This window comes from Kocuria rhizosphaerae, assembly GCF_044462265.1.
In the GTDB taxonomy this organism is placed as follows: Bacteria; Actinomycetota; Actinomycetes; order Actinomycetales; family Micrococcaceae; genus Kocuria; species Kocuria rhizosphaerae.
Genome location: NZ_JBISWL010000067.1, coordinates 1 through 11,723 on the forward strand (window position 1 = coordinate 1; position 11,723 = coordinate 11,723).

An 11,723-nucleotide genomic window follows, 5' to 3' on the forward strand; every position below is an offset into this window, starting at 1 on the left:
CACGGAGGCGGAACGGCGACAACACAATCAACCGAAAAAAATCCGGTATCAACAAACATGGCACACTATTGAGTTCTCAAACAACAGACCGATCGGCGTGTCAGTCCTTGACACCTTGCCGCCGGAGTGCTCTGCAACCTTAGCGCTTCGGGTCGGGCCGGTCAATCTCGGATGAACACTCGGTGTCCACTCGGTGACCGCCTCGCCTTCCGGCCAAGCTCGCAAGCTACCACTCTAACACGATCCCGATCAGCTCGGCGGCTGTCCGGAGGAACGTTCGGAGTGGGGTGCCGCCCCGGTGGCTCCCGGAGGAGTTCCTCGCCGTGACGACTTGGAAGAAGTTACTCCCTTTGCCGCAGTCGTGCAACTCGGTCGTGATCCGCCCTCCGGCGGCTCGCGCCGGGCGGCGCACGCGGTCGGCGATCCCGGTCTCCACCGGGTCTGCAGCCGGTGTGCGTCCAGGGGATCGGCGGCCCACCGGGGTGCGGCCGGCACCACCGACCGGCGTGCGGGTCGGACAGGGGAGGCTGACACGGAGGGCCCGGGTCCGGTGGACCCGGGCCCTCCCCGCGTGCGCCCCGGCCCGGTCAGGGCCGGAGCGGTGTCAGTGACCGACCGGCTTCAGATAGAGCACGGCGAGCGGGGGCACGGTGAGCACGGCCGAGGCCGGCTTCCCGTTGTAGGCGCCCTCGGTGGCCCGCACCCGACCGAGGTTCCCGACGCCCGATCCGCCGAAGAGCTCGGAGTCCGTGTTGAGGGCCTCGACCCACTCCCCCTCCCAGGGCATCCCGAGACGGAACTTCTCGTGCGGGTTGCCGGCGAAGTTCGCCACGCACACCAGCGGGTTGCCGTGCTCGTCCCACCGGGTGAAGGACAGCGTGTTGCGCCCGGCGTCGCCCGCGTCGATCCACTCGAATCCCGCCGGGTTGCTGTCCCGCTCGTACAGGGCAGGGGTCTCCCGGTAGATGGTGTTGAGGGTGCGGACGAGCTCCTGGACACCCTTGTGCGGCGGGGTCTCGGAGAGCCACCAGTCCAGCCCGTGCTCCTGCGACCACTCGGACTCCTGGGCGTACTCCGTGCCCATGAAGATCAGCTGCTTGCCGGGGTGTGCCCACATGAACGCGAGGTAGGCGCGCACGTTGGCCAGCTGCTGCCAGCGGTCGCCCGGCATCTTCCGCAGCAGGGAGCCCTTGCCGTAGACGACCTCGTCGTGCGAGATGGGCAGCATGAAGTTCTCCGAGAACGCGTAGACCATGGAGAACGTCAGCTTGTTGTGGTGGTAGTACCGGTTGACCGGATCCTCGGCCATGTACTCGAGGGAGTCGTTCATCCAGCCCATGTTCCACTTGAACCCGAAGCCCAGTCCGTCGGCGTCGGTCGGCCGCGTCACCCCGGGGAAGGAGGTCGACTCCTCGGCGATCATCACGATCCCGGGCGTGCGCTTGTACGCCGTGGCGTTGGCCTCCTTGAGGAAGGAGATCGCCTCCAGGTTCTCGCGGCCGCCGAAGACGTTGGGCTCCCACTCGCCGTCCTCGCGCGAGTAGTCCAGGTACAGCATGGACGCCACCGCGTCCACGCGCAGCCCGTCCACGTGGAACTCCTCGAGCCAGTACGAGGCGTTGGCCACCAGGAAGTTGCGCACCTCGTTGCGCCCGTAGTCGGGGATCAGCGTCCCCCACTCCTTGTGCTCGCCGCGCCGCGGGTCGGCGTGCTCGTACAGGGGCTCGCCGTCGAACCGGGCGAGCGCCCACTCGTCCTTCGGGAAGTGCCCGGGCACCCAGTCGACGATCACGCCGATGCCGGCCTGGTGGAGCTTGTCCACGAGGTAGCGGAACTCGTCCGGGCTGCCGAAGCGGGAGGACGGCGCGTAGTAGGACGTGACCTGGTATCCCCACGAGCCGCCGAAGGGGTGCTCCGCCACGGGCATGAACTCCACGTGCGTGAATCCCTGCCACGTGAGGTACTCGACGAGCTCCTCGGCGAGCTCCTTGTAGCCCAGGCCCTTGCGCCACGAGCCGATGTGCAGCTCGTAGACGCTCATGGGCTCGCTGTGCCACTGCATCGTCTCGCGGCGTGCCATCCAGTCGTCGTCCTGGAACTCGTAGTTCGACTCGAAGACGCGGGACGCCGTGGACGGCGGGACCTCGGTCCCGAAGGCCATGGGGTCGGCCTTCTCCCGCCAGCCGCCGTCACGTCCCTGGATGCGGAACTTGTAGGTCGTGCCGGTCCCCAGGCCCGGGACGAAGATCTCCCACACCCCGGAGGATCCCAGCGAGCGCATGGCGTGCTCGGTGCCGTCCCAGCCGTTGAAGTCGCCGATCAGGCGCACCGCCTGCGCGTTGGGCGCCCACACCGCGAAGCTCACCCCGGTGATGTCGCCCAGGGCGGAGGGGTAGCGGCGCACGTGAGCACCCAGTGCCGTCCACAGGGTCTCGTGGCGGCCCTCGCGGATGAGATGGAGGTCCAGCTCCCCGAGCGTCGGACCGAAGCGGTACGGATCGTCCACCCGCACCGGGTCGTTGCCCCGGTAGCCGACCTCGACGCGGTAGTCGGGGATCCGGCCCGGCTCGTGGGCGGGGACGACACCGGCGAAGATCCCGCCCCACTCGTGGGCGAGCTCGAAGGTGCCGTCCGGGGTCACGACGGACACCGACGTCGCGAAACGGCGCAGCGTCCGGACCGTGACCGTGCCGTCCGGGTTCAGGTGCGCTCCCAGGACGCCGTGGGGGTCGTGGTAGCGACCCTCCGACACGGCGGCCAGAACGTGCTCGGGCACGGGCAGCGGTCCGGACGCCGGGGCGACGTCGCGGGCCGGTGCGGACCGGACGGGGTCGGATCGGTCCTGCGAAGAACTGGCGGTCACTGCGTCCTCGATTTCCGTTCCCGGTTCCGCCGGGGCGACCTGTGCGGAACGGGAGCTGTCGTCGTCGATCTCGGGACCGGCTGCGGTGGTCGCACCGGCGGTTTCAGGTTTCACGCTACGCGACCGGAGGCCCTCCAGAGAACGGCGCACCGCCGTGGCGGGAACGTCGACCCAGTCCGGGCGGTTGCGCTGCTCGTAGACGACCTCGTAGAGCGCCTTGTCGAGCCACAGCGCCAGGAACAGTGTGGAGTCGCGGTCCACGGGGTGCCCCGCGCCCTGCTCGTAGCCGCCCACGAAGGCCTCGCTCGCACGCCGCCCCCAGTCCTCGGCGTCCTCGGCGCCGGCACGGGCGCCGAAGGCGGCCGCGTAGTCGAAGGAGCGGAGCATGCCCACGACGTCGCGCAGGGCGACGTCCGGCCGGGTGCGCTCCGCGATGGGCCGCAGGGGCTCGCCCTCGAAGTCCAGGACCTTGAACTGGCCCTCCTCGGCCTGCAGCACCTGGCCGAGGTGGTAGTCGCCGTGGATCCGCTGCAGCGGCGGCACGTCCCGGACCTCGCCGAGGGCCTCGAGCAGGCCGTCGAGCTGCGCGGCGTGGTCGTCGAACAGCGGTCCGGTCTCCTCCCGCGCCCAGCGGATCCGCCGGGCGAGGTCGTCCAGCAGCCGGGAGCGGGCCTCGTCGTCGGGCACCTGCTCCTCGAAGGCACGGGCGAGGTCCCGGTGCACGCGCGCGGTGGTCCGGCCCAGCTCGCGGGCCTCCTCCGTGAAGTCCGTCCCCGAGGTCGCGGCGTCGACGGCCAGGCCCCACGCGTCGGCGGAGCCGGCGAGGAACTCGGTGGCCACGGCCAGCTGCCCCTCGTGGGTGTGCAGGCCGGAGCGCCAGCGGGCCCCGAGCCAGCCGAAGGTCCTGGGGACCGCGGGGCAGTCGAGCTCGGTGAGCTCCCGGCCCACCTCGACGTCCGGGTTGTCGCCCTCCCCGACCACGCGGAAGAACTTCACGATCACCGCGTCCGCCTCGGTCGCGTCCTGGGGCGGGGTGAGGATGACGGACGAGTTGGACTGCTCGCTCGAGATCACCCGGACCTGGTCCTGGCCGTCCACGGTGTAGTGCACGTGCAGCGCGTCCACGTGCGCGCCGGTGACGGTGAGTCCGAGGGGCCCCGATCCCAGCGTGCCGTCCTGCTCCATGAGCGCGAGCGCCGCCCCGGCGAAGACGGGGTCGCCGACGCCGTCGTGGACCCAGGGACCCGCCACGGCGTCCTCGGCCCCCGGCAGGGGCAGACCCGTGCGGTGCGCCACGACCCGTCCGGCCCGGGCCGCCTGCTCCTTGAGGAAGCGTGCCGCGCGGCGCGGGGTCGCTCCGGTGTCGGCCTCGGCCTCCTCCGGCGGCGCCGGCAGCTCGCCCACGAGGAAGCGCTCCGCGCCCTCGAGCGGGGCGGCGCGGAAGGTCAGCGGCACCTGGAGCAGTTCCGAGCGCTCGCCCTCGGTGGCCTCCACCAGCAGGACGCGGGCGTCCACACCGTCCCGCTGCGGGAGGCCGAGCTGCGCGACGACCCGCAGGGTCGCGCCCGCGCCGCCGTCCGGAAAGGGGAACCACCGCTGCCGCGGCAGCCACCGGCGCAGGAGGTCGAGGAGCTCGTCGGAGTGCTGGTCGGTCATGGGATCAGGTCCTTCCGGGGCGGTCGTGGGGTGGCCGGACGGGTGCTCAGGACGTCGAGGTGGTGGTGATGATCGGCATGGCCGTGGTCTGCGGGTGCGTGCCGTCGTCGCGGCGCTCGGCGCGCAGGCGGAGCCAGAAGAAGTCCTGGCTGCCCAGGGTGATGCGGTACTCCCCGGCCTCGTCCACCTCGCCGAAGAGGTCGCCGCCGAAGAGCTCGCGCAGGCCGCGCCCGGAGAACCGGGGCATCCGCACCCGGGCGCAGGCCGGGGTGTGGGCGAGGTTGAACAGGCACAGCACCGTCTCGCCGCGGCCGTCCTCGCACTCCTCGTCCGGCAGGTGGCGCAGGAACGCGAGCACGGAGTCGTGGTCGGTCTCGAGCTGCACGTAGGAGCCCAGCCCGAACGCGGGGTGGGCCTTGCGGACCGCCAGCATCTGCCGCATCCAGTGCAGCAGGGACGACGACGACGCGAGCTGGGCCTCCACGTTGACCTGGTTGTAGTGGTAGACCAGCGACTGGACCACGGGCAGGTAGAGCTTGCCCGGGTCCGCCTTGGAGAACCCGGCGTTGCGGTCCGGGGTCCACTGCATGGGGGTGCGGGAGGCGTCACGGTCGTCGAGCCAGATGTTGTCGCCCATGCCGATCTCGTCCCCGTAGTAGAGGAACGGGCTGCCCGGCAGTGACAGCAGCAGGGCGTGGATCAGCTCGAGCTCGGCCCGGGAGTTGTCCAGCAGCGGCGCGAGCCGGCGGCGGATGCCCACGTTCGCGCGCATGCGGGAGTCCGGGGCGTACCAGCCGAGCATCGCCTGGCGCTCCTCCGTGGTGACCATCTCGAGCGTGAGCTCGTCGTGGTTGCGCAGGAACGTGCCCCACTGGGTGCCGCGCGGGATGTCCGGGGTCTCCTTCATCGTCTCGATGATGGGGCCGGCCTTCTGGTCCCGCAGCGCGTAGAAGATCCGGGGCATGATCGGGAAGTGGAAGCACATGTGGCACTCGGGCGACTCCTCCGTGCCGTAGTACTCCACCACCTCGTGCGGCATCTGGTTCGCCTCGGCCACGATGACCCGTCCCGGGTACTCCTTGTCGACCATGGCCCGCAGCTGCACCAGGAAGTCGTGGGTCCCCGGGAGGTTCTCGCAGTTCGTGCCCTCCTCCTCGATGAGGTACGGGATGGCGTCGGCCCGGAAGCCGTCGATCCCCATGTCGAGCCAGAACTTCACGACGTCGAAGACGGCCTCGACCACGGCCGGGTTCTCGAAGTTGAGGTCCGGCTGGTGGGCGAAGAAGCGGTGCCAGAAGAACTGCCGGCGGATCGGGTCGAACGTCCAGTTCGACTCCTCGGTGTCCACGAAGATGATCCGGGCGTCCTGGTACTTCTCGTCCGTGTCCGACCACACGTAGAAGTCGCCGTAGGGACCGTCCGGGTCCTCCCGGGAGGCCTGGAACCACGGGTGCTGGTCGCTGGTGTGGTTGAGCGGGAGGTCGGTGATCACGCGCAGTCCGCGGGCGTGGGCCTCGGCGACGAGGCGCTTGAAGTCGCTGATGGTGCCGAACTCGTCGAGCACGGAGTAGTAGTCGGAGATGTCGTAGCCGCCGTCCCGCAGCGGGGACTCGTAGAAGGGCGGGATCCACAGGCAGTCGATGCCCAGCCACTGCAGGTAGTCGAGCTTGTCGATCAGTCCGGAGAAGTCGCCGGAGCCGTCACCGTTGGCGTCGGAGAACGCCCGGACGAGCACCTCGTAGAACACCGCTTTGCGGAACCAGTCGGGGTCGTGGGAGATGCCGGGGGCGTTGAGCGAGAACGGCGAGGTGCTCATGCGGGGGTGCCGCCTTTCGGACTGGTGGGACGGGTTCGTCGGTGCTGGGAGGGGCCTCCCCGGGACGAGCCCGGGGAGGCCCCGACGGGATCCGGAGAGCCCCTACTTCACGTCACGCCGGATGTGCAGTACGTGGGCGGGCTCGTAGTGCGGGTCGAGCCGGACGTAGTTGTGCGTCCCCCACTTCCAGGAGCTGCCGCTCAGGAGGTCGTCCACCCAGAAGCTGCCGTCCGCGTTGAAGTCCGCGTCGTCCAGGTTCAGCGACGCGAGGTCCAGCCACACCGTGCCCTCCCGGACGGCGTGCGGGTCCACGTTCACGACCACGATGATCGTGTCCTTGTACGTGGAGCCGCCGTGCCGCACGGTCTTGGTCTTCGAGTAGGCGACCAGTGCGTCGTCGGAGGTCTGCTGCACCGTGAGGTTCTGCAGGTCGCCCAGCGAGGCGTGCCGCCGCCGGATCTCGTTGAGCCGCGTGATGTACGGGGCCAGCGACTCCCCGCGCTCCTCCGCGCCGGCGAAGTCACGGGGACGGTACTGGTACTTCTCGTTGTCCACGTACTCCTCGGCCCCCTGCCGGGCTACGTGCTCGAAGAGCTCGTAGCCGGCGTAGACGCCCCACAGGGGGGAGCCCGTCGCGGCCAGCACGGCACGGATCTTGAAGGCCGCCGGCCCGCCGAACTGCAGGTACTCGGTGAGGATGTCCGGGGTGTTGACGAAGAAGTTCGGCCGGTAGACCGCCGAGGTCCGGTTGCTGATCTCGTCGAAGTACTCCGTGATCTCCTGCTTGGTGTTGCGCCACGTGAAGTAGGAGTAGGACTGCTGGAACCCGACCCGGGCCAGGGCCTGCATCATCGCGGGGCGGGTGAACGCCTCGGCGAGGAAGACGACCTCGGGGTGGGCCGCGTTGACCGTGCCGATCAGCCACTCCCAGAACCACAGGGGCTTGGTGTGCGGGTTGTCCACACGGAAGATCTTGACGCCGTGGGAGATCCACAGCTCCACGATCCGCAGCACCTCGAGGGACAGCCCCTCCGGGTCGTTGTCGAAGTTGATCGGGTAGATGTCCTGGTACTTCTTCGGCGGGTTCTCCGCGTAGGCGATGGAGCCGTCGGCGCGGGTCGTGAACCACTCGGGGTGCTCGGTGACCCAGGGGTGGTCCGGGGAGGCCTGCAGGGCGAGGTCCAGGGCGACCTCGAGGCCGAGGTCCCCGGCCCGCGCCACGAACGCGTCGAAGTCCTCGAACGTGCCCAGGTCCGGGTGGATGGCGTCGTGACCGCCCTCGGGGGCGCCGATGGCCCACGGCGAGCCGGGATCCTGGGGACCGGCCACGAGGGTGTTGTTCGGCCCCTTGCGGTGGGTGCTCCCGATCGGGTGGATCGGCGGCAGGTAGATGACGTCGAAGCCCATCCCGGCGACCGCCTCCAGGCGGTTCGAGGCGGTGCGGAACGTGCCGGAGTTCCAGCTGCCGGACTCGGCGTCGAACGTCGCGCCCTCCGACCGGGGGAAGAACTCGTACCAGGAGCCGCGTCCGGCGGCGTCGCGCTCGACCTTCAGCGGGCAGCGCCGGCTCTCGGTGACGAGGTCGCGCACCGGGCGGTCCCCGACCACGGCCAGGACCTCGGCCGCGGTGGCGGCCTCGAGCCGGTGCTCCGCCGGCAGGTCCCCGTTGCCCAGGGTGCGGGAGACGGCGCGGAACAGCTCGGTGTCGGACTCCGGGCGCCCGTCCTCGGCCGCGGCGCGGTCGAAGAGCCGCACGCCCTCGGCGAGCACGAGGTCGACGTCCTGGCCCACGGGGATCTTGATCTCCGCGGCGTGCCGCCAGGTCTCGAACAGGTCGCCCCAGCCCTCGACGGCGAACGTCCACGCGCCCTCGGCGGTGGGCGTCAGCCACGCCTCGTAGCGGTCGGTGCCCGGAGCCACCAGGCGCATCGGCACCCGTTCGGTCTCCGTGCCCTGCGGGTCGTACAGCACCGCGGTGGTGCCGAGGGCGTCGTGGCCCTCCCGGAACACGGTGGCGCCCACGCGGACGGACTGGCCCGGGACCGCCTTGGCCGGGAAGCGTCCGTCCTCGACCACCGGGGCCACGTCCACGACCGGGATCCGGCCGTAGACCAGGTTCTCGCGGCTGAACGCGGAGCCGGCGGCCTTCTTCCGGGTGGTCGTGCTCCGGCGCGCGGTGGTGGCCGTCCTCGCGGCGGGCGCCTTCGGGGCGGCGGTCTTCGACGTCGACGCCCTGGTGCCCGAGGCCTTCGTCGTCGACGTCTTGGCCGTCGAGGTCTTGGCGGTGGACGCCCTGGGCGTGGTGGCCCGGCGCGTGCGGGGCTTCGGCTCTGCGGCGGGGACCACCTCGACGCCGGGCTCGTCCGGCACGGCGGCCGCGTCCGCGGACTTCTTGGCGGTCGACGTCCTCCGGCGAGCGGGGGCCTTCCGGGCGGGCGGCTCGGCGGACGCCGATGCGGCACCCGCCTCGCCGGCCGGGGTCGCCCCGGGGTCGGGGACCGCCGGGGTCGTCGCAGGGTCAGGGACTGGCGTGCCGGCGGGGTTCGACCCGGGGCCGGGCGCGGGCGGGGTGTTGGCTTGGCTCACCTGGAACACGTTAGCGACAAACCACGAGATCGTTAAGCCCGCCACGACCTCGCCGGACGAGCGTCTGCCCCGCGCCGCGACCTCCGCGGACGGCCCGGCGCGCCGAGCGGACGACTCGGTGCGACGCCCCTGGATTCCGGGCACCGCACCGGTAGTCTGACGGCGTGAAGGCAATCCGTAGATTCACCGTGCGCACCGTGCTGCCGGAGTCCATCGCCCCTCTGAGCCGTCTCGCGAGGAACCTCCGCTGGTCCTGGCACCGACCCACCGAGCAGCTGTTCGCGGACCTGAACCCGCAGGCCTGGGAGACCGTCCACGGAGATCCCGTCAAGCTGCTCGGGTCCCTGACCCGCGAGGAGATCCAGCAGATCGCCGACGACCCCGGGACGGTGCGCCGCATCGCGGAGCTCGACGCCGATCTCGACCGCTACCTCACGGACGAGCTGTGGTACCAGCGGACCCAGTCGGAGGACGCGCCGCGGACGATCGCGTACTTCTCCGCCGAGTACGGCGTGACCTCCGTGCTGCCGCAGTACTCCGGCGGTCTCGGCATCCTCGCCGGCGACCACCTCAAGAGCGCCTCCGACCTCGGCGTGCCCGTGGTCGGCGTGGGACTCTTCTACCAGCACGGCTACTTCAAGCAGTCCCTCTCCCGCGACGCGTGGCAGCAGGAGTCCTATCCGGTGCTCGACCCCGACGGCATGCCCCTCACGCTGCTGCGGGAGGAGGACGGGACGCCCGCCCGGATCACGCTGCCCCTGCCCAACGGCCGGACGCTGTCCGCGCACATCTGGCGGGCCGACGTCGGACGGGTGCCCCTGCTGCTCCTGGACTCGGACATCCCGGAGAACGACGACCACGCCCGCAGCGTCACCGACCGGCTCTACGGCGGCGGCGGGGACCACCGGCTCCAGCAGGAGCTGCTCCTCGGGATGGGCGGGATCCGCGCGCTGCGCGCGTTCTGCCGGCTGACCGGGGTGCCGGCCCCGGAGGTCTTCCACTGCAACGAGGGCCACGCCGGCTTCCTGGGCATCGAGCGGATCGCGGAGCTCATGGAGCCGCAGGACGGGACCGAGCCCATGACGTGGGAGGAGGCGCTGACCGCCGTGCGCTCGGCGACGGTGTTCACGACCCACACCCCCGTGCCCGCCGGCATCGACCGGTTCGAGCGCTCCCAGATCGAGCACTTCTTCGGCGCGGGCCTCGCGCCCTCCGTGCCCACGGCCAACGTGCTGGCCCTGGGCGCCGAGGACTACGACGGCGGCGACCCCTCGAAGTTCAACATGGCCGTCATGGGACTGCGCCTGGCCCAGCGGGCCAACGGCGTGGCGAAGCTGCACGGCGTGGTCTCGCGCAGCATGTTCCAGGGCCTGTGGCCGGGCTTCGACGTCGACGAGGTGCCGATCGGCTCGATCACCAACGGCGTGCACGTGATGACGTGGATCGACCCGCGCATGGCCGAGCTGGCCCTCGACCCGATGGGCCCCGACCTCAACCGCGCCGCGCGGTGGCAGCGGATCTACACCGTGGACGACGCCGAGCTGTGGGCCGCGCGCCGCGCACTGCGCACCCGGCTCGTCGAGGACGTCCGCGCCAGGCTCCGGGCCTCGTGGAAGAAGCGCGGCCTCGCCGACGCCGAGCTGGGCTGGACGAACTCGGTCCTGGACCCGAACGTGCTCACCATCGGCTTCGCCCGGCGTGTGCCCACCTACAAGCGGCTCACACTGATGCTGCGCGACCCGCAGCGGCTGAAGAAGATCCTCCTGGACCCCGAGCGTCCGGTGCAGCTCGTGATCGCGGGCAAGTCCCACCCCGCCGACGAGCAGGGCAAGCGGCTGATCCAGGACCTGGTGCGCTTCACGGACGACCCCGCGGTGCGGCACCGGATCGTCTTCCTGCCCAACTACGACATCGCCATGGCCCGGACCCTCTTCCCCGGCTGCGACGTGTGGCTGAACAACCCGCTGCGCCCCCTCGAGGCGTGCGGGACCTCCGGGATGAAGGCGGCCCTCAACGGGGGGCTGAACCTCTCCGTGCTCGACGGCTGGTGGGACGAGATGTACGACGGCCAGAACGGCTGGGCCATTCCCACCGCGGACGACAGCGCGCACCCGGACGAGCGCGACGACATCGAGGCGGCCGCCCTCTACGAGCTCATCGAGAACCACGTGGCCCCGCGCTTCTACGGCGAGACCGCCGAGGGCTCGGACCCGAGCGCCGACGGGATCCCCCACCAGTGGCTGGCCATGGTCAAGCACACCCTGGCGACCCTGGGTCCCCGGGTCTCGGCCAAGCGCATGCTCGAGGACTACGTCCAGCAGCTCTACGTGCCGGCGGCCGTCTCCGGGCGCCGGGCCGCCGAGGACCGGCACGCCGCCGCGCGCTCCAAGTCCCGGTGGATCGGGCGGGTCCGGCAGGCGTGGGGGCAGGTCACGGTCGAGCACGTCGACACCGAGGGCGTCGCCCAGGAGCCGCAGATCGGCGACGAGCTCTCCGTGTGCGCGTACGTGACGCTGGGCTCCCTGAGCCCGGAGGACGTCCAGGTCGAGATCGGCTACGGCCGCGTGTCGGAGACGGACCACATCCACGAGCGCAAGCACGCGCCGCTGTCCCCCGCCGGGGAGCTCGGCGGGGGCCGCCACAAGTTCTGCGGAAGCATCACCGTGGACCGCTCGGGCCCCTTCGGCTACACCGTCCGGGTGCTGCCGGACCACGCGGACCTGGCCGACAAGGCGGAGCTGGGCCTCGTGGCCAACGCCTGAGCCCGCCGCGGGCTCCCGGCCGGAGCCCCCGGCGGAGGGG

Annotated in this window: 4 protein-coding genes; 1 reads left to right on the forward strand and 3 read right to left on the reverse strand. The window is 71.1% G+C overall.

The annotated features are described in order from the left end of the window. Positions 1-604: 604 nt before the first annotated feature. The 3 genes from glgB to ACH9EU_RS07500 all read right to left on the reverse strand — a co-directional run bounded on the left by glgB (position 605) and on the right by ACH9EU_RS07500 (position 8,930). Positions 605-4,519, reverse strand: a complete 3,915-nt coding sequence (glgB, locus tag ACH9EU_RS07490; RefSeq protein WP_396413315.1) for a 1,4-alpha-glucan branching protein GlgB — start codon at positions 4,517-4,519, stop codon at positions 605-607. A gap of 46 nt (positions 4,520-4,565) precedes the next feature. After that, positions 4,566-6,335 carry a maltose alpha-D-glucosyltransferase gene (gene treS / locus ACH9EU_RS07495; protein WP_396413316.1) on the reverse strand — a complete coding sequence of 590 codons (1,770 nt, stop codon included), beginning with the start codon at positions 6,333-6,335 and terminating at the stop codon, positions 4,566-4,568. A 102-nt stretch (positions 6,336-6,437) separates the two neighbouring features. Then, the gene (locus ACH9EU_RS07500; RefSeq protein ID WP_396413317.1) at positions 6,438-8,930 is read right to left on the reverse strand and encodes a maltotransferase domain-containing protein; all 2,493 of its coding nucleotides are present in this window, start codon (positions 8,928-8,930) and stop codon (positions 6,438-6,440) included. A gap of 155 nt (positions 8,931-9,085) precedes the next feature. Between ACH9EU_RS07500 and glgP the strand changes: the two genes are divergently transcribed. Further along, positions 9,086-11,683: an alpha-glucan family phosphorylase gene (glgP, locus tag ACH9EU_RS07505; protein WP_396413318.1), complete on the forward strand. Its 2,598-nt coding sequence runs from the start codon at positions 9,086-9,088 to the stop codon at positions 11,681-11,683. Positions 11,684-11,723 lie beyond the last annotated feature (40 nt).

Excerpts from the sequence above, each read along its gene's own strand:
- treS (WP_396413316.1), bottom strand. The coding sequence starts at position 6,335 with ATGAGCACCTCGCCGTTCTCGCTCAACGCCCCCGGCATCTCCCACGAC.
- glgB (WP_396413315.1), bottom strand. The coding sequence starts at position 4,519 with ATGACCGACCAGCACTCCGACGAGCTCCTCGACCTCCTGCGCCGGTGG.